Source organism: Streptomyces sp. Wb2n-11 (assembly GCF_001049855.1).
In the GTDB taxonomy this organism is placed as follows: domain Bacteria; phylum Actinomycetota; class Actinomycetes; order Streptomycetales; family Streptomycetaceae; genus Streptomyces; species Streptomyces altiplanensis.
Genome location: NZ_CVPB01000001.1, coordinates 152,717 through 179,183, shown reverse-complemented (window position 1 = coordinate 179,183; position 26,467 = coordinate 152,717). Strand labels below are relative to the sequence as shown.

Sequence of the window (26,467 nt, the reverse complement as noted above, 5' to 3'; positions counted from 1 at the left end):
TACCGTGTGACCAACTGGCTGTGGTCGGAGACGATGCGCTGGGTGGGCTGCGCGGCGAGGTCCCGATGTTCCGGGCCTTTTCCGCGCAGCCTCCCGCCGAACCCAACGGGCATCTTTCAATGCATTGGGCTCTCCAGTGAACCTCTTCCAACCTCAGGGGTGGTTGGGCTGGCAGCCCCGGCGGCGGGCATGAAGAAAGCTCCTGGTAGACGGGTTCACGACCAAGATCACCAGTCCGCCAGGAGCTTTCGCGTGCTTGTCCACCCGTCCGGCATCGATCCGTCCAGCCGCACTCCGGGGCATCTCTCCGGTCTTCTCGCAGGTCACCGTCGTCGGATCGGTTCACGCTGGTGTCGCCTGACCTGCGGCCGGCAGGCCCTGCTCGTCCTGGCCCACCTGCGCTGCGGCGACACCTACGCTCGCCTTGCCGCGGGCTTCCGCATCGGGATCGCCACGGCCTACCGCTGCATACGCGAGGCCGTCGACCTGCTGGCCGCCCGCGCGCCCACGCTGGAGCAGGCCATGACGACCGTCCGGAAGAAGGCGTACGTGATCCTCGACGGCACCGTGCTACCGATCGACCGCATCGCCGCCGACCGGCCGTACTACTCCGGGAAGAAGAAACACCACGGGATGAACGTGCAAGTCCTCGCCGATCCCGCCGGACGCCTGATCTGGGCCTCGGACGCACTGCCAGGAGCCACACACGACCTGACCGCGGCCCGGACCCACGGCACACCCGCCGCCCTCGCCGCGGACGACATCAAGTGCTGGGCCGGCAAGGCGTACCAGGGCGCCGGCCCTGCGATCCGTGTCCCGATCCGTGGCAAGCACCTGTGCGGCTGGCGCCGACGCCACAATCACGGTCACGCCAAGATACGTAGCCTCGGCGAACGCGCCATGGCCATCCTCAAGTCTTGGCGGCTCCTGCGGAAACTCCGCTGCAGCACCACCCGGATCACAGCCGCTGTCCGTGCCGTCGTTGCCCTCGAACTCGCCACCTGATCAAGATGGAAAAGGCTCATTCCTCCAATTTCTGCCCGCTGCGCGGGCGATAAGGCACTGCGCTTCGTGACGCAGAGAGGCTGTTGTGCGGTCGGTTCGGCGGTGTGAGCGGGTGGATCGATCCGAACACCGTCCACAGGCCGAGCCTTCCCGCCAGCGCGGTGATCGACTCCGCTTCCTCGCGCAGGACATCCCACGCGGCACGGCTCCAGTCAGTCGGCACCGGCTCGCCGGCCGGGCCCGCCGCCATCATGTGCTTGCTCGGGTAGGTGACCGCCCCTCAGGGAACTGCACCAGCCGCGCACCCGCCCCGGCGGCCTCGGCCATCAGGGCCCGGATCACCTGCCCGGCCGCTCTTAGTGCTCCTCGACCAGTGGGGTCTTCCGGCACCGGGGACCGACCGGTCAGCCGGCCCGCCACAGGGCCGGCGCGCTCGGGGGCTCCCAGCCCGGCTGCGCCGTGTGGCCCTGGAGGCAGGCGTACGTCGCTCCCCCGTACGTGACGCGGTCGCCCGGCCGGTAGGCGGTGCCCACCTTCCAGGTGGTACCGCCGGGTGGCGGGGTGGGCCCGGGACCCGGCGTCTGCGGTACGTCGAGCACGAAGTCGAACGCCGCCTCCCTGGCGCCGCCCGCGCCCCGCACCGTCATCAGGAGCCGGGGGTCGAACAGCGCGTCGGTGTTGTTGCGGGGCTCGCCGGGGAAGTAGAGCTGCGTCGTGAGCACCGGGCGGCCGGGAGCCTGCACTTTGACGTGCAGGTGCCGGGTGCGGCCCGGGTACAGCCCCGGCACGATGGTGGTCAGCGTGAACGCCCCTCCCTCGCCGGTGAACTGGTGGCCGCGGAACCGGAAGCCCGCGTTGTCGTACGCGCCGTTGACGTCCGCCTGCCAGAAGTCCAGCAGCACCCCGCCGAGCGGGCGGCAGGCGAGCCCGAAGACGTACCCGGTGACGGTGAGGCGCACACCGGGGGTGCCGGACTCCAGCAGCGAGGTGCGCCGGGGCGAGTTCGGCTTGAAGTAGGGCCCTTCCATCTGCGGCGGGTGGGGTCGTCACCGTCGTCGCAGGTGGGGGTCAGCTCGGGCGCCGGGCCGTTCGTCGTGCCGCTCGCGGTGACCGTGCGGGCCAGCGCCGGCACGCCCATCAGCGCGGCGGGTGTGGTGACGCCCGCGGCGAGCGCGGCGCGCAGCACGGTCTTTCGGCTGAGGTGTCCGTCCATGCCTGCTCCTCATGGGGGGCGGTCGGGGATCGACACCGAACCTACGCAGCCGGCTCCGGGCGGGCGATGGACTCGATCCGGTGGTCGTGGTGAATACCGTCGCCGTGTGCCTCGCCGCCCCGGCGGAACGCGCCGGGGCTCAGTCCGGTCTCCCGCCGGAAGAAGCGGCAGAAGTACGCCGGATCGGCCATCCCGACGCGCGCCGCCACCTGGCGCACCGTCAGTCCGGTGTGCGCGAGGAGCCGCTTGGCCTCGTGGGTGCGGGCCTCCCGGACCAGCTGGCCCGGGGTCCGGCCGGTGGCGGCCTTGACGGCCTCGGTGAGGTAGCCGGTCGTCACACCGATGTGCGCGGCGCAGGCGCGTACCGACCACAGGTCCGGATCGGTACGGGCCAGCAGCCGGGCGAACACCTCCGCGACGGCACCCGGCCGGGTGGTGCCGGGCGGCGCCTGGGCGGTGGCGGCGCCGGGGCGGGCAGCCGGGCGGCGCGCACGACGAGGATGTGCAGCAGGGCGCGCAGGACGCTCTCGAACCCGTCGGCGCCACGCCGGTACTCCTCCTGGAGGTCGGCCAGCAGGCGACCGGTCCGCTCGTGCTCGGGCCGGTCGAGCGTGAGCCAGGGGTGTCCGGCGAAGCCCCGCAGCACGTCCCGGTCGCCGGGGTGGTCGAGCAGGAAGTCCTCGGTGAACAGCACCACCGTGCCGTCGAGCCCTTCCGCGTCCTCCCAGTGGTGGACCTGGCCCGGCGAGATGACGCACAGGTGGGGCGGGCGCAGCTCCCAGCGGGCCAGGTCCAGCACGTGTGTGCCGGTCCCGGCGGTGACGTGGACGATCTCGTAGAAGGTGTGCCGGTGCGGGAAGGCGGCACGGGACATCGGGCCGATGGTGTCGAAGCTGCCGCTCGCGAACGGCAGCGCGTTGGGCATGGGCACTTCGAGGCGGTGCATGGGCAGTACGCCCTCCGCGGGTGCGGTGCAGGGCGTGCCGGGTAAGACGGTGGTGCCGCGCATCGTCCTGTTCCCTTCCGAAAGGTTCAGACCAATTCCCGGCCACGATGACACGCGCGAGCAGGGCCCGGTACCCCTTCCGGGAGACCGGACCCTGCGAAGCGCCGTCGGGTCAGCGGACGAAGCCCCCGCCTGGCCGGCCAGGTCCAGGAAGTACTGCGGTGCGAGACCGAGCACCAGCGTCACCGTGACGCCCTCGACCGCGTCCTTGAAGACCGCGAACTTCCCCGAGGAGCCCGACGTCAGCGGGATACCGGCGAAGGCCAGCAGGAGCACCGCGAACACGGCGGCCACGAGGGGCGACGGCCACCTTGCCAACGCCGAGCTCCTCGGATGCGGTGCGCCCCGGGGCCCGGCAGCGCCCCGGGGTCCGGCAGCGCACCGGGGTCCGTTTCAGTGGGGTGCCGCGGCCGGAGGCGGACCGAGGAATTCCAGGTGGTGTCGGGCGGCGGCGTGACCGAGGGCGGCCGGGTCGAGCGGCGCCGGATCCGGGAGCCGCCGCTCCCCGGCAGGCTCACCCACTGCAGCCGCGAAGTGCTCGAAGCCGGACGGTGTGGTGATCTGCAGGCGCGCAGCGGCTCGTCCGGCCCGACGGCGAAGGTGTGCGACAGCCCCACCGGCAGATGGACGAAGTCGCCGGGGCCGGCGGTGAAGGTGTCGCCGTCGCAGTGGAGGCGGACGGTGCCGGACAGCACGTAGAAGAGCTCGTCCTCTTCGAGATGGAGGGGAGTGGCGGGGCCAAGCCGGGAGGATTGAGGAATTCCGCGAGGGTCAGCCGACCACGGGTCTGGGCTCCCGCGGCCTTGACGGTGGAAAGGTTACCGAGAGACCAGAGCGCATCGCCCTCGGTCTCGCGGCGGAGGTAGGGACGGGCCAGAGCGGTCGATGACCCCGCCCCGGTCCCGCGGCGGGGTCCGAGGGAGACGTGGTGGCCGATTACGTTGCGGTCCTGGACAGAAGGTCGTCGAAAGAGGGGCGGGACGAATGTGGGCGAGCCGGAAGAAGTGGCGGGGCAGGGGAGTCCGCAGGTGACTCCGGCCTGGCTGGCATGGGGCGTGAGGCCATGCTAGTGCTGGATTCCTCTTTCTCTGGGCATATGTCCTTGTAGCGGGTGATTTAGGCGCTGTTTCCCGGATCGTGTTCTGGGCCAGATGATGAGGGCTGCGAGTGTGACGGTGCCGAGGTGGATGTAGGCGCGTTTCTCGTAGCGGGTGGCGACGGCCCGGAAGCCCTTGAGGCGGTTGATGGCGAGTTCGACGGTGTTGTGTTTCTTGTGGCGCTCGCTGTCGAAGCCGGCGGGCCGGCCGTCTCGGGAGCCTCGGTTCTTGCGGTGTCTTTGCTGGTCGAGGCGTTCGGGGATCGTGTGCGCGATGCCGCGTCGTCGCGGGTGGCGGCGGTTTCTGCGGGACGTGCAGGCCTTGCCGGCCAGGACCTGGCCGGGCCGGGCGCAAGATCGGCCGACTCCGGTTCAGGGCACCGACACCTGCTCCGGGACCCGCTCGAGCTGGGGCCCATCACCGTAGTGTCCGGGTGTCAGGACGAACGCGAGGGGCCGGCATCGCCCCTCGGCAACGAGGTGGATCTTGGTGGTGAATCCGCCGCGGGAACGTCCCGGACACTCGCCGATCCGACCACCTCCTCCAACCGGGCGACGAGTTTCCGCAGTACCGGATCGACCTGGTTCGTCCCCCGCTCGCCCCCCCTTTTGAGGGTCGGTGGCCGGGAGCGCTTTCCTCGCGCCGGCGGCGTGCCGGCGGGCTCGTACTGCTGTCGAGTCCGCCGACACGTCCCAGTCGATCCCGCCCGCCGCATCCTCGGCTGCCTGGATGCGGGACAGCAGCATCTGCCACGTTCCATCGGCCGACCAGCGACGATGTCGCTTGTGGACCGTCTCCCACGGCCCGAACCGCTCGGGCAGATCCCGCCACTGCACACCGGTCCGCACCCGGTAGAGAACCCCGTTGATCACCCGGCGGTGGTCACTCCACCGACCACCACGCGCACCACCAGGAGGCAGGAACGACTCCAGCCGGTCCCACTCCGCATTCGTCAGATCTCCACGGCCCGTACAGCCAGCCCGGCCCCAACCCCCCCACCCACGTCGGGAGATCCGAGAAACAGTGCCTAGTGCTCGGGGGGCGGGTGCTGGGCGATGGTGTTACGGGCACGGCTGAGCCGTGACGAGAATGAGGAACGGGTCGTGCGTCGACTGTCGCGAGCGCGCAAAGCACCGCGTGATCTGGTGTTGCGGGCATGGATGGTCGACCTGAGCTGGTCCGGACAGCGTGTCCCGGTCATCGCGGATGAGTTGAGGCGCAGCGCCAAGACGGTCCGCCGCTGGTTGCACCGCTTCAACCGTGTGGGCCTGGACAGGGGACATCTACGTCGTCACCGACAGCCTGTCCACCCGCACCTGGCTGGAGGATCACCCAAGGATCCGGCACGCTTTCATCCCCGTCGGCGCCTGCTGGCTCAACCTCCAGGAAGGCTGGTGGCGCATCTTCCGCAAGGCCGCCCTCGCAGGACAGTCATTCGCCGGGCCACCCGAGATCGAGCAAGCCACCCGTCTGGCAACATCCCAGCTCAATGCCCGGGCCCGGCCCTGGATATGGGGCAGACCTGCACCACCCACCAGGCGCTTACGCCGTCGATATCTGTACATCCTTTGAGGAATCCAGCACTAGGTGTATTGCCCTGTGAGGTTGGGGACGCGGCTGGTGGGTGGTTGGCCTTTGAGCGCGGTGTGTCCGCGGTGGTGATTGTAGGTGTGCAGCCAGGCGGGGAAGGCGTCGCGTCGTTCCTGTTCTGAGCGGTAGGGCTTTGCGTAGGCCCACTCGTCGAGCAGGGTGCGGTTGAAGCGTTCGACCTTGCCGTTGGTCTGCGGCCGGTAGGGCCGGGTTCGCTTGTGGGCGATCCCGGCTGCCGCGAGAGCATCGCGCCAGTCGCGTGAGCGGTAGCAGGAGCCGTTGTCGGTCAGCACCCGCTCGACGGTGATCCCGGCCTGTGTGAAGAACGCCTGGGCACGGGTCCAGAAGCCGGTGGCGGTCTCTTTCTTCTCGTCGGTGAGGATCTCGCTGTAGGCGAGGCGGGAGTGGTCGTCGACGGCGGTGTGCAGGTAGCTGTAGCCGGCGTTCTTGCGGGTCTTGCGGCCTGCTTGGCGGCCCAGGACCTTGTGTCCGCCGCCGTCGGGGATGTTGCCGAGCTTCTTGATGTCGACGTGGACCAGTTCGCCGGGCTTCTCGCGTTCGTAGCGGCGTATGACGCGGCCGGTGGCCCGGTCCAGGTGCGTGAGGCGGGCCAGGCCGTAGCGGGTCAGCACACGGTGCACGGTCGAGGGCACCAGCCGCAGCAAGTGTGCGATGCGGGCCGGCCCCCAGCGGCGCAGGACACGGACCTTGATGATGCGCCGCTCGGTGCGGGTCGGGGTCCTGCGCGGGCTGGTGCGCGGGCGACTGGAGCGGTCACTCATGCCTGCTTCGCCGAACGTCCGGTAGCGGTCGGCCCAGCGCTGAGCGGTGGTCGGTGAGACCTGGAAGCGCTCGGCGGCCCGGCGCAGGGGCCAGCCGTCCTCGACCACGCAGCGGGCCAGGCGCAGTCGTCCGGTCTCGGTCAGGGGTGCATTACGGTGGGGCATGAGGGCCTTTCGTCGTTCGGTGCAGATGTCGCAATCCACACCGAACCCGGAAGGCCCTCACTCGTTCAAGTTCACTCTTCAGTGATCGCTGTCACCAACCTCCGTGGACAGAACAACTAGGCGTCGGCGAGGAGGGGGTCGTACGGGGTGCTCGTGCGGCGGCCCGACATGAAGGAAAGGAAGTCGCCCACAAATGCGCTTTGACCGCAGGTGCCGTCGGTGGTGGTGAGGTCGCGGTGGAAGGCGGTGCGGAAGAGGGCCCGGTACTCGTCGGGGTCGATGGTTCCACTGCCGTCCTTGTCGGTGGCGTCGAAAAGCACCTCGGCGACGCGGATGAGCGCGGGGCCGGCGAGGGAGGGACGGCGGCGGCGTACTCGTCGGCGCTGACGCGGCCGTCGCCGTCCGTGTCGAGGGCGGCCTGGAGCTCGCGCCACCAGGCGGCGAAGGCGTCGTAGAGCCGGGTCTCCTCGGGCTCGTCCAAGTCGAGGCGGGTGGAGAGTTCGCGGGCCATGGCGGCGAGGTCGGGCCAGTCGAGATGGCCGTCGCCGGTCTGGTCCAGCACCTGGCGAAAGAACTCCTCCGCCGAGCGCCGGCCCTCCCCTGTGCCCGCCGAAGGTGCCGGGCCCGGGGCGGGATCGGTGTCGCCGCCCAGCGGGGTGAGGAGGCGGAGCAGGGCCGACGCACGCTTCATGCGGGCGCGCAAAGCGGCCATGGTCCGGGCGCGGGGGTCGTCGCTGCCAGGTGAGAGGGAGAGGACTTCGATGATGCTTTCGGCGTTGATCCAGCCCTTGGGCAGGAAGCGGGCGAGACCGGCGGCGAGGTAGGTGCCCTGCATGAGGGTGGGAGCGCCGGGCATCTCCGGCAGGCCGGCCCGGCGCCGGTACGGCTCGGGGAGCGAGGCGACGGTGATCGCGCCCAGGAGCGGGCCGACGACGGCCCGGCCGGCCGCCCACAGTGTCGGCGCGCCGTCGAGCAGTGCCGGGGCGGGCAGGTGGTCGAAGAGTCGGTAGAGGATGACGCGGGCCGCCTCGGTGTTCTCCAGCTCGCTTTCGACGACCCGGTCGAAGTATCGCCAGAAGTCGTTCAGGTCCTCGGGGAGTTCTGCGGCGTCGCCGTCGAGCACGGCGAGGAACGTGCGGTACTCGGCGTACATCCGCTCCATCGTGTCCTGGTCGAGCGGCTGGCCGCTCAGCCGGCACATGGTGACGGCGCTCTCGAAGAGGGTGGCGACCACCCACGCCCGGGCTGCCCGGTCCATCGCGTCGTAGGCGCGACCCCGGGAGTCGGAGCCGCTCATGCGGGCGTGCAGCCGGTTGAGCCGGGCGGCCTCCCGTTCACGTACCGCCAAGTCGGCGCCGAACATGCGCCGCATGCTGAGGAAGGTGTTGCGAAGTCGGCGCCAGGGGTGGGCGACGAAGGTGGAGTTGTCGACGAGGGCGGCGCCGATCTGCGGGTGAGCCGCCTCCAGCACGGTGGCGCGGATCATGGCCAGCGCCCAGCGCGGGTCGTCGAAGAAGGCGCTGAACTGCGATTCCGGGCCGAACAGAGGCGCCTCGTCGGCCGTTCCCGTGGTTCCGGTCGTCATGATGGGTCTCCGTTCGTCCGGGGCGGCACACCGCCGAAGCGGCGATCGCGGCCCCGATAGGTGTGCAGGCAGGCGAGGAAGTCGGGGGCCCGGAAGTCCGGCCAGAGCGCCTCGGGGAAGACCCACTCGGCATAGGCGACCTGCCAGAGCATGAAGTTGGAGATGCGCTGCTCGCCGGAGGTGCGGATGACGAGGTCCACGTCGGGGGTGTCGGGAAACGGCAGGTGGTCCGCGAAGAGCCGCTCGGTCACCTCACCGGCGGGCGTCCCACTGCGGATCAGCGATCGTGCGGCCTCGACGATGTCCCGGCGCCCGCCGTGGTCGAAGGCGACGGTCAGCGTCATTCCTTGGTTGTCGGCGGTCAGCGTCGCCAGGTCGTCGAAGTCCCGGGTCAGTTCACGGGGGATGCGCGGGTCGGTGACTCCGAGGAAGCGGCAGCGGATGCCGCGGGCGAGCAGCAGCGGCGCGTGTTTGCGCACAACCCGGCGGACCAGGCGCATCAGGTAGTCGACCTCGGTGCCAGGACGATTCCAGTTCTCGGTGGAGAAGGCGTACAGGCTCAGCCACTCGACGCCCGCTGCCCGGGCCACCTCGATGATGTCGATAACGGCCGTCTCCGCGGCCCGGTGACCCGCCGTGCGGGGAAGCGAACGCCGCTGCGCCCAGCGGCCGTTGCCGTCCATCACGCAGGCCACGTGCTGCGGCACCGCACGCGCCGGCCCGTCATCCCGCCGCTGCTCGCCGAGCCCTTTGCTTCGCCGTTCCCAGCCCGACCCGTCGCCCGGCTGCGGCTCGCCGGGCCCGTCGTCGCGCTGTCGCTGGCCCGGCCGGTCCTCCGTCGCCGCTCGTGCGCGTGGGACGCCGTGGTCCCTCACGCCCGGACCCGTCCCGTCCGGAGCGGTACGACCGGCCGTACCGCGCTCGGTCAGGCCCACCCCCGTCTCACCGCCCTTGCCTCGCTCACGCCCCACCGGCGTGTTGTCTCCCGGGAGTCTGGCAGCGCGAGAGGGCCCTGACCGGCCAAACGGGTGACTGTCACCCTTGGCACATACGTCCAAACCCTTCGTACCGGCACTGGATGGGGGTGCACTGCACCATGCGGGAATGAGCGGCATCGCCGGTGACGATGCCGCTCATTCACTTCGTGCGCACCCGGCACGTTTTCCGGGACTGTACGAAGAACGGGTCTTCCAAGATTTTCGTAGGCGTTGATCGGTGCCGCTGTCGGTCAGTTGAGCAGGATGGGCTGGCGCAGGAGGGGGTGGCCGGCGCGGCCGTACCGTTGGCGCTTGAGGAGCTTGATCTTGCAGTTGACGCCTTCGGTGCGGCCGTTGTGGTGGGGCAGGGTGAGGGCGGCGTCGACGGCGGTGCGGTCGCGTTCCAGGCCGGTGGCGAAGGGGTGCAGGAAGGGCAGGTCAGCAGCACGGGTCCGGGTGATCCAGGCCGTCGACTGCTCGTCGTTGCCCGCGGAGGGGACAAGGAGGCCGGCAAAGGTGCGGATCTGGTCGGCCGGTGCGGTCATCTCGGGGCAGGCACCGGCGAGCTGGCCGCACAGTGCGCGGTGCCTGTCGTCGAGGCGGTCGGGGTGGCGGGTGAGGAGGCCGGTGACCTTACGGGGTGGGAGGGCGGCGTGGTCGGCCTCGACGCGGCCTTGATTGATGTAGCGGACCAGGAGGTCGGCGCTGCCGGTGCAGCCCTGCTCACGGATTTCTGCGAGCAGGTGGGTGACCGGGGCAGCCGGGTCGTCGGTGCGACGCCTGCGCAGGTGGTCGCGGTAGGGGTCGACGAGGCAGGAACGGTAGACGGGAGCACGGATCATCCGCTCCGGCTCGGTGGCGCGGGCGTAGCGTTTGACGGTGTTGAGCGAGATGCCCAGGCGGCGGGCGCAGGCGAGCAGGCCGACGTCTTGGCCGAGGAGGTGGTGGACCTGCTGCCAGCGTTCCCGGGTGGTGGCCGCGCGTCTGCTTTCGGGCAGAGGTGGGCCGAACTTCCTCCAGCACGACGTGTGCGCGTCCACTTCCTTACGGACGGTCTCGACCAGACCGTGCCAGAGGTGCCAGCGGTCGCTGACCTGGATGATTTCCGGGTCGGCGTCGGTGGTGGCCTGGGCGAAGCCTCCGGAGCCGTCCCGGCACATGATGCAGATACCGGGATGCTCACGCAGCCAGGCGGTCACCGTCGCGGCTTTCCGGTCGGGCAGCACGTCAATGCGCCGTCCGCTGTCGGCATCGATGATGATCGTGGCGTAGTTCTGGCCCTTGAGCAGGGCAAACTCGTCGATCCCGGCCACCGTCGGTGTGGGCCGGTCGGGCAGCGGGATGCGCATCAGAGCGTTCAGCATCGTCGCCGAGGACAGCGTGTGGTGCAGCATTGTCAGCAGTCGGGCCGCGGCGGAGCCGGCCAGCACCACCGCGAGTGCCTCGACGATCCGCCGCAGTCCCGGGGTTCTGCGCTGGTAGCGCTCGGTCAGCCCGGCGGCCTGCTCGACGAACGTGGCCTTCGCGCAGTCGCGGTTCTCGCAGTACAGACGCCGCACCGAGATTTCGATCAGCACCGGTCTGCCGCCGACCGCCTCGTCAGCGACCCGCCGAACATAACGACTGTGGTCCCAGTCCGAGGATCGCCCGCAGCCGGGACAGTCCACCGGCACCCCGTCCTGGGTACGGACCGTGATCCTGACCAGGGCTCCACCTGTCTCCACCGTCTCGACCAGCACCGACGACAGGTGCGGCAGCAGGTCCGTCAGCTCGACATCACACGCCACCACCCTGCCGCACCGAGCTATCCGGCCAGGCCGAAACCACGCAACCGATCAACGCCTACGAAAATTTTGGAAGACCCGTTTACTGGGCTCTGTCTCACATTCGGTGGTAACGGACAGCTACTCTCGTTACATATAGCGTTTGGTGCAGGTCAGCCGCAGCTTGATATCCCGGCTCTGAGTCCGCTGCAGGTAGGGCCAAGAAGTATGGAGTGGGCGTTCACGCGACTCGACCAGGCATTCTTTCCATCACATTCCGTTACCACCGAATGTGAGACAGGGCCGTTTACTGGACAGACCCGCACCAGGGCCGCCGCCCGGATCTCGGGGAACGCGGCCGTCATGTCCGTGCCGCGCGGTGAGCGCAGCAGCACCCGCCCGCTCGCGTACACGGCGAACTGAGCACGGTAGCCGTCCCATTTCGGCTCACCGCCCACCCCGGCGGCAGCGCAGGGTCGGACACAGGGGCGGCGAACATCGGTTCCGGCAGTGTCCACGTCACAGCCCATGCCTTCCACCCAGCCCGCCCGTCGGTAAACCGAGTGCGCGTACGCCCCCGACTACCGGCCCGACCACGGCAGGTCAGCGCACTACAACACCTCGCCGGGGGCTGTGTGCTGGGCTCCTGGCGCACGTCCGGGCAGCGCAGCCGGACACTGAGCTGCTCCGGATCCCGTGTCGTACGGTCCGATGTCGCGGTCGCCTACCGTCCGCAACGGATCTCACCGAACCCGGCGGTGCCGCCGGTACGGCCGAAAGATCTGAACCAATACCGGGAATCAGGCCGCGACGAGCTCCTGCTCGCGGTCCGGCGTCTTGACCTTGGGCTTCTTGTTCGGCAGCGAGAGCCGGAAGACCTTGCGCCACGCGGAGAACACCTGCTTGGGCAGCGGCCCGGTGACGTACTCCAGCTCGTACTTCTCGAACAGCGCGCGCACCTTCACCGCGACCTCGGCGTACCGGTTGCTCGGCAGGTCCGGGAACAGGTGGTGCTCGATCTGGTGCGACAGGTTGCCGGTCATGAAGTGCATGGCCCTGCTGCCGCTGATGTTCGCCGAGCCCATCATCTGGCGCAGGTACCACTGGCCACGCGTCTCGCCCCTGATCGACCGGCGCTCGAAGACCTGCACGCCCTCGGGGAAGTGCCCGCACATGATCACCGAGTGAGTCCAGAGGTTGCGGACCAGGTTCGCGGTGAACGTGGCGGCGAGCGTGGTGAGGAAGGACGGGCCCGACAGCAGCGGGTGGATCACGTAGTCCTTGAGCACCTGCTTGCGGATCTTGCGGCCCACAGCCTTGGCCCGTGCGCGGAACTCCGGGTTCTTGCGGCGGCGCTTGTGCAGGTTCTTGCCGAGCTCCAGGTCGTACGCTGCGATGCCGTACTCGAAGAAGCAGGCGTTGATGAAGTTCCACAGCGGCTGGCCGAGGTGGAACGGGTGCCACTTCTGGTCCTCGTCGACGCGCATGATGCCGTAGCCGAGATCGTTGTCCTTGCCGATCACGTTGGTGTACGTGTGGTGCAGCTCGTTGTGCGAGTGCTTCCACTGGTCGGACGGTGAGACGTGATCCCACTCCCAGGTGGTGGAGTGAATCTTCGGGTCTCGCATCCAGTCCCACTGGCCGTGCAGGATGTTGTGGCCGATCTCCATGTTGTCCATGATCTTCGCCACGGACAGACCGGCGGTGCCGAGCAGCCACGCGGGCGGGAAGATCGAGAACAGCAGCACGCCCCTGCTGACCAGCTCGAGCTTGCGCTGCGCCGAGATGACTTTACGGATGTAGGCGGCGTCTTTCTCGCCGCGGTCGGCGATCACCTCGTCGCGGATTGCGTCCAGCTCGCGGCCAAGCTCCTCGATCTGCTCCGCGGTCAGGTGGGCGGTGGGGTCGATGGCGGTCAAGGTGCTCCTACCGTTCGATGTCGCAAGGGCCCGCCGCGGCGGACACGCAGGTCTGGATGAGGACGCCCGGCTCGGCCTCGGTGATCTCGCCGGTGCGCAGGTCGCGGACGGCGCCCGCCTTGAGCGGCGTGACGCAGCCGAAGCAGATGCCCATGCGGCACCCGGAGGGCATGAGCACGCCGGCCTCCTCGCCGATGTCCAGCAACGGCGTGGCGCCGTCCGCGTCGACGGTCTTGCCGGTGGCGCTGAACGTGACCTCGCCGCCGTCGCCGGCGACGACGATGCTGGGGCGGAAGCGTTCGGTGTGCAGGCGCTCTTGCACGCCGTGCTCGGTCCAGTGCTTTTCGGCGGCGTCGAGCAGACCCGCGGGCCCGCAGGCCCAGGTCTCGCGCTCGGCCCAGTCGGGCACGAGTTCGTCGAGACGGGCGACGTCGAGCATGCCGTCTGTGTTGGTGTGCACCTCGGTGAGCCGCAGCTTCTTCTCCGCGACCAGGTCGTGCAGTTCGTTGCGGAAGATCACGTCTTGCGGCTGTGGCGCGCAGTGGACCATGACGACGTCGTCGAACTCGGTGTCGCGCAGCATGCCCATCACGGGCGTGATGCCGCTGCCGGCCGTCAGGTAGAGCACCTTGGCGGGCTTGGCCTGCGGCAGCACGAAATCACCGGTCGGCTGGTCGAGCTGGATCAGCGTGCCCGGTTTCGCCCTGCGGACCAGGTGGTTGCTGACCTTGCCGTCCGGGATCGCCTTCACGGTGATCGTGACGCGGCCGTCCTGGCGGTTTGTCGGCGAGGTGATGGAGTAGGCACGCCACAGGCGCACCCCGTCGACGTCGACCCCGATCCGCACGTACTGACCGGCTGTGTGGCCGCGCCAGCCCCGCCCCGGCCTGATCACGACAGTCGCGGCGTCACCCGTCTCGGGGTGCACGGCCTCGATGCGCCCACGCAGGTCAGCGCCCGCACGCAGCGGGCTGACCAGGTCGAGGTAGTCCGACGGCAGCAGCGGCGTCGTGACCATCTCCAGCAGTTTCCACGCCCTGCTGCGGAGGGCTGTACTCGTCATGACTCCAGCTTGCTGCGCCTCAAGGCGTAAAGTCCTGACCACAGGACGTAAATCTGATCAGCAGAATTGTTCGCAGGGAACAAAACGTGAGCCATGCAATCCGGAGGGCCAGCGAACTGGCCCTGGATGAGACGACGGTCACCGCACTTCGGGCCGCGCTGAAGACCACCGCCGACGAGGTCGTCCAGGCGATCATCGACGAGGTCCCTTCCTACGCCAACGCCCTTTCGGGCCGCATGGGCGGCACCATCCGCCGAGCCGTCCGCACCGCCCTGGGGCACTACCTGGACCTCGCGAGCGGCAACGCCACAGGCGGCGACGCCGGTGACGCAGCCTACGAGCTGGGCCGCGGCGAGGTGCGCGACGGCCGTTCGATGGACGCTTTGCTCAGCGCCTACCGCGTCGGCGCCCGCGTGGCCTGGCGATGCCTGGCAGCGGGTGCCGTACCCGTAGGCCTGCCCGCCGCCGAGGTCGCCAACTTCGCCGAGCTGACCTTCGCCTACATCGACGAACTCTCCGCCGCGAGCGCCGCGGGCCACGCCGACGAACTGGCCGCCCGGGGCAGGGCCCACGAGCGCCACCTGGAACACCTGGCCCGCGACCTCCTCGCCGACGCGAGCCCGGACGTGCTGCTGGCCTCTGCTCAACGGGCCGGGTGGCAGCCTCCGGCTTCGCTGACCGCGGTCCTGCTGCCCGCCCTCCAGGCCCGGCCTGCCTACCGCACGCTCGACCCGGGCACCCTCGTCCTCGACGATCTGCCGGACGCCATCGGTGTGCTGCTCGTCCCCGACGCCGACCGATCACATCTCTTGCGGCAACTGACCGACCGCACCGCCGTGGTCGGCCCGGCCCGGCCATGGACTCGTGCGTCCGCCTCGTACGCACGAGCCCTACGCGCACGCTCCCTCTCCCCTGATATCCGCGACACCGAGGACCACCTGCCCGAGCTGGTGCTGAGCGCCGACGCGGACGCGTTCGCAGACCTGCGTGCCCGAGCCCTCGCACCGTTGCGGACCTTGCCTGTCGCGACCGCACGGCGGCTGGAGGAGACGTTGCGGGCGTGGCTGCTGCACCAGGGCAGGCGGGACGAGGTGGCGGCGGCGTTGTTCGTCCATCCCCAGACAGTCCGGTACCGGATGACGCAGCTGCGGGAGCTGTTTCCGGATCTCGCATCGCCACACCGGGCCCTTGAACTGACGCTGGCGGTCGGTCTTCAGGTCAGCTGACGAGTACCGCCTCGTTCTCGGTGTCATCAGCCGGCTCATGCGGCCCGGGGGAGAGCGGTACCAGCCAGCTGGGACCGGGGGGTGATGTGAAGACCGGACAAGGCCTCGGCAAGCCCGTCGGGGGCGGTGTCTCTGAGAAACGCGGTGGCGGATACGGCTCGACTGGCTCGGGTGAACGATGTGCACCGGCCCGCTCGTCGACGCGCTCATCGAGCATCTGGTCGGTGATCTGGCACGCTCTGCCCTGGAGACCGGCTTTCATGTCGTCGTGGAGGGCGCTGTTCTGGCACGAGCTGACCCACGGGCGCGCGGCGGGCTGCAACGGGGTGACCGGCGGGGCGGCCGGACCGGGCCACCAGGGGCGGGGGCCGGGCCGCTCGCGCCGGGGGCCACCGTGGTTCTGCGACAGCCCCGTGCCTCCCCTCCGACAGGTCGACCGGACGACCGGACGACCGACCGGGCCGGCCTGGCGCACCGCGCGAGGGATGATGGGGATGGAACAACGGACGTGAGGTCAGGAGCTTCCATGACGAAGCGGGTTCACCGACCCCGTGAGGACGCGGAGTTCAATTTCATCCTCGGGATGAGCGGAGTTCCGGTCCTCGCATATTTCACCGGGACATGGCCCAGGGCAATCGAGCCCTGCCGGGTGATGGACCTCGTCGTGGGTGGCATCGCCGACGACTACACGGGCCGCCTGACGGCCGTCCGCGCCGACATCACGCGTTGTCCGGCCGCAACCGAGCGGTACGGGATCACCGGAGCCCCGTCCTGCGTCCTGCTGAAGGAGGGGGAGGCGGTGGCGCACAGCACGGGGCCTATGACCATCGCCGAGCTACGGAAGTTCCTGGACGGCCACCTCTGAGCGGCCGCTGCGGCACGTGACCGCGACGCCCGTCACGTCTCGTCTATGGAAGCTGTGCCTCCTGAGACACCTCGGGGCTGAGACACCCCCACAGGTCACATACCGCCGTCCAGCCCGGTGTCCGGCGGCAGCCGCGCAAGGGCAGCCGCCCGGCTCTCGGGAAACGATGCCGTCATGTCTGTTCCCTGCCGGTAGTGCAGCAGCACCCGCTCGTCCGCGTGGACGGCGAGCTGGGCGCGGTAGCCGTCCCATGTCGGCTCGGGCAGCGTCCAGGACATGCCTGGATGTCTTCCCCGCGGCCCGTGAGCCACCCAGGTGCTGGGTGGCGGTGAAGAGGTGTATGAGCGGGTCAGGGAACGAGGGCTTCGTGGAGGGTGGGGTGGCATTCGATGATGTCGTGGACGCCGACGATCTGCAGCACCCGCAGGACGGAGTCGGTGGGTGCGGCCAGGCGGAGCCAGCCGCCGGCCTCGGTGACGCCCCGGTAGGCGGCGATGAGGATGTTGATGCCGCTGGAGTCCATGGAGGTCACCTGGCGCATATCGATCACGATGCGGGGCCGGGCGGTGCCGGTGATGTCCAGGGCGTCGCCCAGTTGGTCGCCGGTGTGGTGGCCGATCTCCCCGCCCAGGGTCAGCACGCGGATGCCGTCCGTGGCGGTGGCCACGACCGACAGCCCGCCGACCTGTTCGGCTTGTCCGGCGTCCGTCACTCGTTCTTCAGCCGTTCGGTGATACTTGCACGCCAAGACCTTCGGCCCGAAAGCGCTGCCCCGCACGTCCGGGCGATGCTGTTCCGGTGGGGGAGCCGGCGCAGGAGAGTGGAGCGTGTACCGCGCGGGCGCGGGTACGTGCGGGGGTGTGAACGGGGTAGTGAAAGCGGCCATGATGGAACAGGGCCTGCCCGTCTCGCAGCGCGCTGTGGACCTGCCCCAGCTGGTGGTCAGCGAGCTGGTCACCAGCGCCCGCAAGTACGCGCCCGGCCCGGTGCTGACGGATCTGCGGATCGCCGGCGACATGGTCGAGGTGGTGGTGTGGGACCCCGATCCGGTGCTGCCGGTCGCACGAGCCGTGGACTCCGCACGGGTGGGGCGGCCGGGCTGGAGACCGTGACGGCCGTCGCTCAGGGCTTCGAAGTCCAGCGGGAGCCGGTCGGCAAACGCATCACCGTCGGTGATCGGTACGGAGAAGATCCGTGTCATCGGCGCGACCATCATGGTGACCTGCGCTGACGGGACCGTCTTCACCGGCTCCTACCGGCTGGTCACTACCCTGACTGACGCCCGCCGCCACCCGGCGGCCGTGCTGGTGGGTCTCTACCACCAGCGGTGGGAACACGAATCGGCGTACTACGCACTCCGCCACACGATCATGAACGGACACGTCCTGCCTTCGGGCGACCCGGCCGGCGCCGAGCAGGAGACGTGGGCCCTGCTCACTCCCTACCAGGTCCTGCGGGCCGTGATGGTCGAGGCCGCGGAGTCGCTGCCGGGCACCGGCCCGGCCGCTGCTGCTTCACCGTCGCCCTCCAGACCGCTCGCGACCAAGTCGTCCGGGCCGCCGCGGTCATCACCGACCCTGCCGGCACCGGACGCCTGGGACTGGTCGGCCACCGGATCCTGACCCGCCTCCTCCCGCCCCGCCGCCGACGGGTCAGCACCCGCAAGGTCAAGTCACCGATGTCCCGCTACAGCACCCGCCACGAGGACGGCGGGCCCGACAACAGTCGCACCGTCACCAGCCTCGACATCAACGTCCCCGAGCCTCCGGAATCCCGCTCTCAGCTCCCCGCCGCCTCCCGCGACGACCGGCACACCGCCCCCGCCGAGCGCCGCCGCCACCGAATCCTGGCCCTGCTCGAAAAGGCCCCCGACCGCCTCTGGCGCCCCGTGACATCGCCTCCCACTTCGGCGACATCACCATGGGGACCATGTACAGACAGCTCTCCAGATGGGCCGAGACCGGCCTCATCCACAAACTCGGACCCGGCCTCTACGGCGCCACAGCTTGGAGCCCAGCCCTCCTTGCGTGACCTGCGAAAACGCTGACTACCCGGCCTTGGGTCAAGACCCGTCCCGGCGATCAGCCAGCAGTTGACCACGGCGAGACCAAGATCCCCGACTGTGAGGATGGGCAAGGCACGCCGCCCGGAGACCCCGTCTGGCAGCGGCGGCACCGGCAGCTCACGTGGTCTGGGCCACGACCAGGGGAAGGCCGCGCAGCTGGCGGCGTGAGGTGATGTCGAGCTTTTTGAAGATGTTGCGCAGATGGGTGTCGACCGTGCGCGGACTCAGGAACAACTGGGTGGCCACCTCCCTGGAGGTGGCACCCGTGGCGACAAGTCGCGCGATCTGGAACTCCTGCGGCGTGAGCCGGTGCTGTGCCTCCGTCTTCGGCTTCCGCACCTGCTCGCCACCGGCCGCCAGTTCACGTGCGGCGCGTGCGGCGAACGCTTCCGCTCCGATCGACGAGAGCTGCTCGTACGCGGCACGCAGTTGGGTACGGGCCTCGGAGAGGCGCCCCTCACGTCGCAGCCACTCACCGTGCAGGAGCCGGGCGCGCGCGAGGTGGACGGTGCCTTCGCTGCGACCGAGCTGAACGATCGCCTCCTGGTAGAGCTCGTCGGCTGCCGGGCCGTCCGTGAGGAGCGCCCGGGACCTCAGCTCGACCCCCACCGCCCAGGGGGTGCGGCTGGCCCCGGTGCGTTCGGAGAGGCGCTTCATCACCGGGAGGGCGAGATCTCGTCGCCCGGTTCGCGCCGCCGCCTCCACGAATTCCACCGGGATCCAGGAGTGGAAGCCCGGTTCGTCAAGATCGCACGCGGGACGGGCCGCCTGCAGAGCCTCCTCGTACTGGCCGAGACCGTTGTGCAGCACGGCGCGGGCGTACTCGGTGACATTGGCGAGCCTGCCCTCTCCCCGCTCGTGGGCGGCGCGCATCGCGACATCGGCCAGGGCGGCCGTCGTGGCCTCGTCCCCCCGCCATGCGGCGAGGGAGACATCGACGTACACCACGGGCGGGGCGCCGACGTCGACCGCGATCGAGTGGGTCTCGTCGACGAGTGCCGCCGCGTCACCGAACTCCCCTGCGTGGATGTGAGCGAGGGCGCGGAAACTCAGGAGTACGGGAAGAGACGCCAGGGCACCGTGCTGCCGGCACAGGGAGATCTGGCGGTCGGCCAGAACTCTCCAGGCGGCGTCGTCCCACAGGTCCATTGCGGCGTTGCAGGCCATCCACACCTCGCCAAGGCCGTACTCGCTGCCGTCGTCGGCACGACGGTGGAGGTCGACGGCGCGGCGCAGCTGCGGAACGGCCGCGGTGTACCCCTCACTCACCTGAGTGGCCAGTCCTCCGAGAAGTATGTCCAGCAGGCGCGGGGGGGCTTCGACGGGTGGCATGGCATGTGCCGCCTCTGCCACCTCGAGCAGGCGCGGCCCCTTGGCGAACCGGCCGACGAACACGGCCGCTGCAAAGGCGTCGAGCAGCAGCTCCCGGGCACCGGCTGCATCGCAACGCGTGGTGAGCTTCGCGGCTCGCAGGAGTCTGACCACCGCTTCGTCGTCGCGCTTCCTGTCGAAGGAGACCCGGGCGCGCAGGGCGGCCACCTCCGCCCGTCGGGGCTCGTCGCCCGGTCCCAGGTTCGTCTCCGCCATCGACACCAGCGTCAGAGCCGCTTCCGCGGCGCCTGTGTCGCGCTTGGCTCGGGCCGCGGCCAGCGCGCGTACGGCACGGCGGTCGTGATCCGGTGTGAGGGTCGCCGCTCGTTCGAGAAAGGCGGCGGCCGCCGCGATGCCACCGCGTGCCCGTGCGCGGCCGGCGGAGTGCTCGAGTGCTGCGGCGACGCCCTCGTCGGGGCCGGCGGCCGCCATGGAACGGTGCCAGGCCCTCCGGTCGGGTTGGGCATCGGCGTCCGTCACCTCGGCGAGCGCCCGGTGCACCGCGCGGCGGTCTTCCGGGGAGGCGGCGCGGTAGACGGCGGAACGCACCAGCGGGTGCCGGAACCGGACCCAGGCGCTGACGGTCAGCAGCCCGGCGTCCTCGGCCGGCGTCGCGGCCGCCGGATCGACGCCGAGAAGTTCCGCTGCCCGCCGCAGGAGCGACGGCTCCCCGATCGGCTCCGCCGCCGCCGTCAGCAGCAGGAGCCGGGTGTCGGCGGGCAGTCCTTCCAAGCGGCTGCGGAAGCTGGCCTCGACACTTCCCGGCGCGGGCGCCGCCTCGGGAACGGCGAAGCCACCCGCCAGTTCGGCCGTCCGCGGCAGCTCCAGCAGGGCGAGCGGGTTGCCCCGCGCCTCGGCGATGATCCGTTCACGTACCTGACGGTCCATCGGCGCCCGGAACTGGGAGGCGAGCAGCCCGCGGGCATCGGCGTCGGCCAGACCTTCGAGGCGCAGTTCAGGAAGGTCCGTCAGTTCTGCACTGCCCAAGGGTGCCCGCACCGCGAAGACGACCGCCACCGGCTCGTCGTGAAGCCTCCGTGCGACGAAGGAGAGGGCCTGTGCCGAGGCCCGGTCGAGCCACTGGGCATCGTCGACCAGGCAGAGCAAAGGCTGCCTGCCTGCCGCCTCCGACAAAAGGTTGAGCACCGCCAGGCCGAGGTGAAAACGGTCGGGCGTACCGCTGCTCAGCCCGAAGGCCGCCTCCACCGCGCCGCGTTGAGGGTTCGGCAGGCGCTGCAGAACACTCAGCATCGGCCCGCAGAGTTGGTGCAGCGCGGCGAACGCGAGCTCGCTCTCGAACTCGGCTCCGGACACTCTTAAGGTGCGTATTCCGGGCGCCGTCCTCATGTACTCCAGCAGGGCGGTCTTGCCGATACCCGCTTCCCCGCGGATGACGAGGGCGCCGCCCCGTCCTGCCTGTGTCCGGTGGAGGAGCTGATCGAGCACGTCCGACTCGTGACGCCGACCGGGGAGCACTGGACGTCGGGGAGCGAAGTGGCTTGCCGGCATGGGGCCTCCGCCGCCGTGACACCTCGGTGGGCGGCACCGGGAGCGGGGGCGTCGGACCTGCCCGGGACGACCGTCGAAGCCACGCGGCACAGTCTCTGAGCAGCGGTTATACCCCCTGGCCGGGAGCGTATGGCATGGCCGTTCGGCGCGTCAACGAAACGCTGGACGGAGATCCGGCTACGAGCGGTACGCCGGTGACGGTGGCCGCATCGGGGAAGATCGGGCACCGCCGGGTACCGTGCGCTCGCCCCGCTCGCGGCGTGACGGCTCAGAACGTGATGGTCACCTTTCCGCGGATGTGCTTGTGGGCGAAGTCGACGAGTGCGCGCCGCGCTTCGGTGAACGCGTAGTCGGCCCCGATCGCGATATGCAGTTCACCCGTGGCTGCCTGCGCGGCAAGGGCCGCAAGCCGCCCGTCTGGAGTGGTGGTTCCTCCGTACACGGCGCTGACGCCGCGCTCGAAGGACGCCGGCCCGCCCAGGGGCGAGACGAGGCGGCCGCCGCTGCGGGCCGCGCCGGCGGTCCGTGCCAGGGCGGGACCGGTGTTCGCGAGGTCGAATACGACGTCAACTCCGCCTGGTACGAGCCGGAGAGCCTCCTCGGTGATGTCCACGTGCTGGTAGTCGATGGTGTGCAGCGCTCCGAGACCGTCCAGGAACTCTTGGTCGCCGGTGCGGCCGGTCGCGAACACGACGAGACCCGCCCGGACGGCGAGCTGCACGAGGTAGGAGCCCACGCCACCGCCCGCACCCACCACGAGCACGGTGTCGCCCGGGCTCGTTCCCGAGATGTCGAGCAGCGCCGCTGCGGTCAGTGCAGCGGTCGGGAGCGCGGCTGCCTGCGCCGGGGTCAGTCCGGCGGGCCGTACGGCGGCTGCGGCGGTGGCTTCCACCAGTACGTACTCCGCCAGTGCTCCCGAGGAGACGTCGTTCCAGGCCATGATCGCCTCGCCGGCGGTGAAGCGGGTGACGTCGACGCCGACGGCCTCGATCACCCCACTGACGTCGACACCGGGCACGAACGGGTGCCGCACCGGCAACACGTGCCGCATCGCCCCGGTGACCAGGGCCTTGTCAATGGCGTTGAGGGCGGCCGCCTCCGTCCGGACGAGCACCTGTCCCGGCCCGGGGACGGGTCTGGGCAGGTCGATGAACTCCAGGTCTTCCAGCGGTCCGTACGCGGCGGCGGCAAGGGCTCGCATGATGAGTCTCCTTCTTGGTGCGGGTTCAGCGGATGAGGTGGTCGTGCCGGGGCCGGCGCCTGCGGCGTGAGACGACAGCAGGCGTGGAGGCCTGGCCGGCCGTTACAGGTGCAGAGTCCGGCGGAGCCAGCGCACCCGCGCCGCCCTCGCGTCCCTGGACAGCGTCGCGTCGGGCGCGAAGGCGTCGAATCCGTGGAAACCACCGGGCCAGACGTGCATCTCCGCCTCTCCACCGGCCTGCCAGACGCGCGTCGCATAGGTGACGGCCTCGTCCCGGAACGTTTCGGCGGAGCCCACGTCGATAAGGAGCGGAGGCAACCCGGACAGGTCCGCCGCACGCGCCGGTGCGGCATAGGAGGAGACGTCGGGCCCACCTCGCAGGTCTCCCAGCAGCGCGCTCCAACCGGTGTTGTTCGACGTCCGGTCCCACACGCCGAGCCCGGCCATCTGGTGGCCGGAGACCGTGGTGTCGCGGTCGTCCAGCATGGGGCAGACGAGCATCTGCCCCGCCGGTGCTGGTTCGCCCCGGTCCCGCACGAGCAGCGTGAGCGCGGCGGTGAGACCGCCGCCCGCGCTGGCCCCCGCGACGACGAGGCGACCGGGGTCGATGCCGAGTTCGCCGGTGTGGGCAGCGGTCCACCGCAGGCCCGCGTGGACGTCTTCCAGAGCGGCGGGGTACGGATGCTCGGGGGCCAGCCGGTACTCGACCGAGACGAGTACGAGGTGCAGTTCCCGCACCCAGTCCAGCATCTCCGCGAGGAGACTCCGGTTGTCCCCGAAGACCATCCCGCCGCCGTGGGTGAAATAGACCGCGGGCAGGGGGCCCGAGACTTCGGCCGGGCGGCAGATCAGTAGAGGGACCGCTGGCGCGCCGGCCGGGCCCGGCACCCGGAACTCCTCGACCACGAGGGCCCCATCCCGGCACAGTTCCTCGTCGGAGGGGCGCATGGCGCGCATGGTCCGGCGTATGCCCGGGATCATGCCGGGCAGGACGGCCGTCGGCATGATCTCGGACAACAGGCCCAGCGCATCGGCCAGTTCGGGGTCGAAGGGGGGCGGTGGCCCGATGTTGTCGATGGTGGTAATGGTTACTCCTGTTGTACGGGGTGGGGGCTGGGAACAGGACTCGGCTTCCCGGCGGGGCCGAATCGGGGCAGGAAAGATCGGGGCAGGAAAGGACGTCCGGACCGCGGCGGCCGCGCTGCTCCGCCCGGTGCAGTACGCAAGACGTCGTGGCAACGGAGACCGCCAGGCGAAATGGAGTACCTGATCGCCGTCGGGACCGCCCGCCCATGCGGACGGCCCTGCCCTTTGGACCCGTTCCGGTCAGCCATGGAACGAGTACCGGGACCCGGGCCTTCGGGCTCCGGCCGGGCCGAGGAGTGCTGGGGCCCGACCGGAGCCCGAAGACACAAGAGACGTCATCCCTTGTCGAGCCCGAGGAGCTGCAGTTCCCAGGCGAGGCTCGTACCGAAGCTGCCGCCGTGCTGCAGCATGATGTCGGTGATGCCGGGGACCGTCTCCTCCCGGGCCCAGTCCCGCTGCCACTCCGATATGACGGTGCCGGCGCAGGTGGGGATGACACCAGCCTGGATCATGCGCTGGATGCCGCGCTCGTGAGCCTCGGTGGTGGTAGCGCCCGAGGCGTCCGTCACAGCAAAGACCCGGTAGCCGTCGGCGAGGGCGTGAATGGCAGGCCAGGCCAGGCAGATGTCCGTCCACAGGCCCGCTATGACGAGGTCCCTGCGCCCGGTCGCGGCCACGGCGTCCACGACGCGCTGGTCCTCCCAGGTGTTGATCGCGGTGCGGTCGATCGGGGTCTGCTCGGGGAAGACTTCCTGCAACTGGCGGATGATCCGACCGCCTCGGTCCTCCACCACGGTGGTCAGGACGGTCGGGACGTCGAATAGCTTGGCGCCCTTCGCCAGGGCCGTCACGTTGTTGACCACCAGGTTGGTGTCCGTGCTGCCCATTCCCGCGAACTGGGCGCCCTGGTGGTCGATCAGCAGCAGAACCGAATTCTCGGGGGTGAGCAGAGCGTCGAGGCCGGTGTAGGTGATGCCGTGGTTCGTCATGGGAAACTCCGGTGTCCGTGTCGGTCGCGGCGCCCGCTGGCGGCCGTTGACTCGAAGTTCCCATGCGGCCACAGGTCCGCACATCCGTGATTTCTGCGTAAGCCGGGTACCTAGGGTCCGTCTTCAAGTGATCGTTCGTTGGAGGATCATGGTGTCGTGATTCGTCGCCATGAACTGCCGGATGCCGAGTGGGCGTTGCCGACTCCGCTGGTACCGAGTGCCGGCAGAGGCCGGCCTCGCGCGAAGGACCGCAGGGTCGTCAACAGGATGGTCCACAAGATCCGGACCGGGGTTTCCTGGCGTGACCCGCCGGAACGTTACGGCTCGTGGAAGCCGGTCTGCACCCGCTTCCGCCGCTATGCCATCGACGGAGTGTTCCCCCCGGTCCTTGCAGCAGATCCAGGCCCAGGCCGATGCGGCGGGTGACATCGACTGGCGGGTCCAGATCGACTCCACCCTCGTCCGCGTCCACCAGCATGCCGCCGCCACGGGGCGAAAAAGGGGAAGCACCGCACGGACGAACCGGACGATCACGCCCTCGGCCGATCCCGCGGAGGCCTGACCACCAAAATCCATCTCACCTGCGACGGCCGCGGCCGGCCCTCCGGCCGTACTGGTGACTCCCGGTCAACGGCACGACGGCATCTGCGCACGGCCTTTGCCCGAACGCATCCCGGTGCCCCGCGCTGGCCTGGGCCGGCTCCGCTGCCGACCGGACCACGTCATCGCCGACAAGGCCTACAGCTCACGAGGATCCCGCGTCTACCTGCGCAAACGCGGCATCGGACACACGATCCCGGAGAAGAACGACCAGAAGCAGAACCGCCGCAACCGCGGTGGACAAGGCGGTCGGCCCGCGGGCTTCGACCTTGAGATCTACCGCCGCCGCAACACCGTCGAACGCTGCTTCAACCAACTCAAAGGCTTCCGCCCACGGCCACCTCCAAGATGACGGTACAAGCCGAGCCACTAGCGAAGATGGGCGCCTGTACCACCAAGGACGACTACCTCTGCATGCTCACCGGCCGTTGGTCGTCATAGTCGGCTGGCGCATCCGGGTCGGGTTCTGCCGCACCGCTGGGGTCCCAGCACCAAGGCAGCACCAAAGGGCGCGGCAGATGTCTCAAAGCCCGGCAGAGGAGCCGGTAACGGGCGGTGGGGACGCTTACCGTCCGGCCACGCTCCAGGTCGCGTAGCGCGGTTTCGGCGACCCGGTCGGGGGAGAGCCACATCCAGGAGGGGAAGTTCTCTGTGGCGATGCGTGCACGTGCGTGGAAGTCCGTCCTCGTGTAACCGGGCAGCACGGCGGTCATCCGTACACCGGCTCGCCGAACGTACTGTGATCGGCCGACGGACTCCGTGAAGGCCAGGATCCACGATTTGCTCGGAGGGTAGGTGCTGGCCAGCCAGCCAGGCCCGAGCGCCGCCACGGATGCCACGTTCAGCACGCTTCCCGACCGCCTGGCCACCATGCCGGGCAGCACGGCGTGGGTGAGGCGTAGCACTGCCCGTACGTTGAGGTCGAGAACCGCTTCCTCGACCTCGACCGGATTGCCAGGGAAAGGCAGTGGGGGTGCGATCCCCGCGTTGTTGACGAGCAGATCGACTGGATGCCCCTTGTCCTGCAGTCGTCGTTCGACCGTACGGCAACCGTTCGTTGTCGCGAGGTCCGCGGCCAGCACCTCGTGGGAGGCACCGGGGGAGGGCAGGGCAACTGCCAGTGCTTCAAGCCGTGCGGCGTCTCGAGAGACGAGGATGAGGTGATAGCCGCGGTCGGCGAGAGCGTGGGCCAGCGCCCGGCCGATCCCGGTGCTGGCACCTGTGACGAGCGCAGTCGGCATGGTATGCCTCTCTGGGAGGTGAGGCGGGATGTGGTCCGCGCCTTGCCCATCCATCCTTGTCGTGAGGAGACTTGCTCTCCGGAAGTGGCGCAGGATTTCCCGCCACGCCACACGCACGGGTGAGAAAACGTGTCCGCCACCTCGGTCGG

Annotated in this window: 22 protein-coding genes and 7 pseudogenes; 10 read left to right on the top strand and 19 right to left on the bottom strand. The window is 69.8% G+C overall.

Annotated features, from left to right (window positions below; genetic code table 11):
• Positions 1-252: 252 nt before the first annotated feature.
• Positions 253-1,005: a transposase family protein gene (locus BN1555_RS00450; protein ID WP_093796892.1), complete on the top strand. Its 753-nt coding sequence runs from the start codon at positions 253-255 to the stop codon at positions 1,003-1,005.
• Positions 1,006-1,021: 16 nt separating this feature from the next.
• Here BN1555_RS00450 and BN1555_RS39570 read toward each other — a convergent pair whose 3' ends face one another.
• The 6 genes and pseudogenes from BN1555_RS39570 to BN1555_RS00430 all read right to left on the bottom strand — a co-directional run bounded on the left by BN1555_RS39570 (position 1,022) and on the right by BN1555_RS00430 (position 5,334).
• Positions 1,022-1,258 (bottom strand): hypothetical protein, encoded by a 237-nt coding sequence (locus BN1555_RS39570; protein WP_141662786.1) that lies wholly within the window; start codon positions 1,256-1,258, stop codon positions 1,022-1,024.
• Positions 1,259-1,409: 151 nt separating this feature from the next.
• A pseudogene (locus BN1555_RS00445) lies at positions 1,410-2,218 on the bottom strand (carbohydrate-binding protein).
• 41 nt (positions 2,219-2,259) lie between these two features.
• Positions 2,260-3,227, bottom strand: a pseudogene (locus tag BN1555_RS00440) (AraC family transcriptional regulator).
• A gap of 123 nt (positions 3,228-3,350) precedes the next feature.
• A pseudogene (locus BN1555_RS37740) lies at positions 3,351-3,527 on the bottom strand (proton-conducting transporter membrane subunit); the annotation flags it as partial.
• Positions 3,467-3,919 carry a cupin domain-containing protein gene (locus BN1555_RS00435; RefSeq protein WP_255305796.1) on the bottom strand — a complete coding sequence of 151 codons (453 nt, stop codon included), beginning with the start codon at positions 3,917-3,919 and terminating at the stop codon, positions 3,467-3,469. The gene BN1555_RS00435 and the pseudogene BN1555_RS37740, both read right to left, overlap by 61 nt.
• 371 nt (positions 3,920-4,290) lie before the next feature.
• A pseudogene (locus BN1555_RS00430) lies at positions 4,291-5,334 on the bottom strand (IS5 family transposase).
• 42 nt (positions 5,335-5,376) lie between these two features.
• Here BN1555_RS00430 and BN1555_RS41445 point away from each other — a divergent pair.
• Positions 5,377-5,562 (top strand): annotated as a pseudogene (locus BN1555_RS41445) (helix-turn-helix domain-containing protein); the annotation flags it as partial.
• Positions 5,563-5,581: 19 nt separating this feature from the next.
• The gene (locus BN1555_RS00420; protein WP_255305795.1) at positions 5,582-5,893 is read left to right on the top strand and encodes a hypothetical protein; all 312 of its coding nucleotides are present in this window, start codon (positions 5,582-5,584) and stop codon (positions 5,891-5,893) included.
• Between the two features lie 11 nt (positions 5,894-5,904).
• On the opposite strand, the gene BN1555_RS00415 is transcribed toward BN1555_RS00420, so the two are convergent.
• From BN1555_RS00415 to BN1555_RS00390, 6 genes and pseudogenes are all read right to left on the bottom strand, one after another.
• The gene (locus BN1555_RS00415) at positions 5,905-6,858 is read right to left on the bottom strand and encodes an IS481 family transposase (protein ID WP_093796890.1); all 954 of its coding nucleotides are present in this window, start codon (positions 6,856-6,858) and stop codon (positions 5,905-5,907) included.
• A 116-nt stretch (positions 6,859-6,974) separates the two neighbouring features.
• Positions 6,975-8,443: pseudogene (locus BN1555_RS00410) on the bottom strand (oxygenase MpaB family protein).
• Positions 8,440-9,150: a polyprenyl diphosphate synthase gene (uppS, locus tag BN1555_RS00405; protein ID WP_369689022.1), complete on the bottom strand. Its 711-nt coding sequence runs from the start codon at positions 9,148-9,150 to the stop codon at positions 8,440-8,442. Before uppS ends, BN1555_RS00410 begins: the two are co-directional and overlap by 4 nt.
• Before the next feature lie 521 nt (positions 9,151-9,671).
• Entirely contained in the window at positions 9,672-11,180 is a 1,509-nt protein-coding gene (locus tag BN1555_RS00400; RefSeq protein ID WP_107081125.1) for an ISL3 family transposase, read from the bottom strand.
• Between the two features lie 803 nt (positions 11,181-11,983).
• The gene (locus tag BN1555_RS00395) at positions 11,984-13,102 is read right to left on the bottom strand and encodes a fatty acid desaturase family protein (protein WP_093796888.1); all 1,119 of its coding nucleotides are present in this window, start codon (positions 13,100-13,102) and stop codon (positions 11,984-11,986) included.
• Positions 13,103-13,109: 7 nt separating this feature from the next.
• On the bottom strand, positions 13,110-14,165 hold the full coding sequence (locus BN1555_RS00390; protein WP_093796886.1) for a ferredoxin reductase: 1,056 nt from the start codon (positions 14,163-14,165) through the stop codon (positions 13,110-13,112).
• An 86-nt stretch (positions 14,166-14,251) separates the two neighbouring features.
• Here BN1555_RS00390 and BN1555_RS00385 point away from each other — a divergent pair, with 86 nt between their 5' ends.
• On the top strand, positions 14,252-15,391 hold the full coding sequence (locus BN1555_RS00385) for a PucR family transcriptional regulator (RefSeq protein WP_093796884.1): 1,140 nt from the start codon (positions 14,252-14,254) through the stop codon (positions 15,389-15,391).
• Between the two features lie 526 nt (positions 15,392-15,917).
• Positions 15,918-16,256: a thioredoxin family protein gene (locus BN1555_RS00380; protein ID WP_093796882.1), complete on the top strand. Its 339-nt coding sequence runs from the start codon at positions 15,918-15,920 to the stop codon at positions 16,254-16,256.
• 95 nt (positions 16,257-16,351) lie between these two features.
• Here the strand turns inward: BN1555_RS00380 and BN1555_RS00375 are convergent, their stop codons facing one another.
• Positions 16,352-16,534 (bottom strand): DNA ligase-like domain-containing protein, encoded by a 183-nt coding sequence (locus BN1555_RS00375; RefSeq protein ID WP_093796879.1) that lies wholly within the window; start codon positions 16,532-16,534, stop codon positions 16,352-16,354.
• A gap of 71 nt (positions 16,535-16,605) precedes the next feature.
• Entirely contained in the window at positions 16,606-16,968 is a 363-nt protein-coding gene (locus tag BN1555_RS00370; RefSeq protein WP_255305792.1) for an STAS domain-containing protein, read from the bottom strand.
• A gap of 178 nt (positions 16,969-17,146) precedes the next feature.
• Between BN1555_RS00370 and BN1555_RS00365 the strand changes: the two are divergent.
• Positions 17,147-17,487 (top strand): annotated as a pseudogene (locus BN1555_RS00365) (ATP-binding protein); the annotation flags it as partial.
• Positions 17,429-17,878 carry a hypothetical protein gene (locus BN1555_RS00360; RefSeq protein ID WP_176709877.1) on the top strand — a complete coding sequence of 150 codons (450 nt, stop codon included), beginning with the start codon at positions 17,429-17,431 and terminating at the stop codon, positions 17,876-17,878. The pseudogene BN1555_RS00365 and the gene BN1555_RS00360, both read left to right, overlap by 59 nt.
• 560 nt (positions 17,879-18,438) lie before the next feature.
• Here BN1555_RS00360 and BN1555_RS00355 read toward each other — a convergent pair.
• The 4 genes from BN1555_RS00355 to BN1555_RS00340 form a co-directional block, all read right to left on the bottom strand.
• Entirely contained in the window at positions 18,439-21,201 is a 2,763-nt protein-coding gene (locus BN1555_RS00355) for a helix-turn-helix transcriptional regulator (RefSeq protein WP_093796873.1), read from the bottom strand.
• 268 nt (positions 21,202-21,469) lie between these two features.
• A complete protein-coding gene (locus tag BN1555_RS00350; protein WP_093796871.1) occupies positions 21,470-22,402 on the bottom strand; it encodes a zinc-binding dehydrogenase in 933 nt (310 codons plus the stop codon).
• A gap of 102 nt (positions 22,403-22,504) precedes the next feature.
• Entirely contained in the window at positions 22,505-23,407 is a 903-nt protein-coding gene (locus BN1555_RS00345) for an alpha/beta hydrolase (RefSeq protein WP_093803062.1), read from the bottom strand.
• Between the two features lie 416 nt (positions 23,408-23,823).
• On the bottom strand, positions 23,824-24,477 hold the full coding sequence (locus BN1555_RS00340) for a hydrolase (RefSeq protein WP_093796869.1): 654 nt from the start codon (positions 24,475-24,477) through the stop codon (positions 23,824-23,826).
• 156 nt (positions 24,478-24,633) lie between these two features.
• Here BN1555_RS00340 and BN1555_RS41440 point away from each other — a divergent pair, with 156 nt between their 5' ends.
• Genes BN1555_RS41440 through BN1555_RS38725 form a run of 3 tightly spaced genes read left to right on the top strand, consistent with a single transcriptional unit; the run spans position 24,634 to position 25,429 of the window.
• On the top strand, positions 24,634-24,903 hold the full coding sequence (locus BN1555_RS41440) for a transposase (RefSeq protein ID WP_176709903.1): 270 nt from the start codon (positions 24,634-24,636) through the stop codon (positions 24,901-24,903).
• Positions 24,866-25,039, top strand: a complete 174-nt coding sequence (locus tag BN1555_RS38730; protein ID WP_176709876.1) for a hypothetical protein — start codon at positions 24,866-24,868, stop codon at positions 25,037-25,039. Before BN1555_RS41440 ends, BN1555_RS38730 begins: the two co-directional genes overlap by 38 nt.
• A 54-nt stretch (positions 25,040-25,093) precedes the next feature.
• A complete protein-coding gene (locus tag BN1555_RS38725) occupies positions 25,094-25,429 on the top strand; it encodes a transposase (RefSeq protein ID WP_176709902.1) in 336 nt (111 codons plus the stop codon).
• 52 nt (positions 25,430-25,481) lie between these two features.
• On the opposite strand, the gene BN1555_RS00325 is transcribed toward BN1555_RS38725, so the two are convergent.
• Positions 25,482-26,318, bottom strand: coding sequence for an SDR family NAD(P)-dependent oxidoreductase (locus BN1555_RS00325; protein ID WP_093796863.1), 837 nt, complete (start codon positions 26,316-26,318; stop codon positions 25,482-25,484).
• Positions 26,319-26,467: the final 149 nt, after the last annotated feature.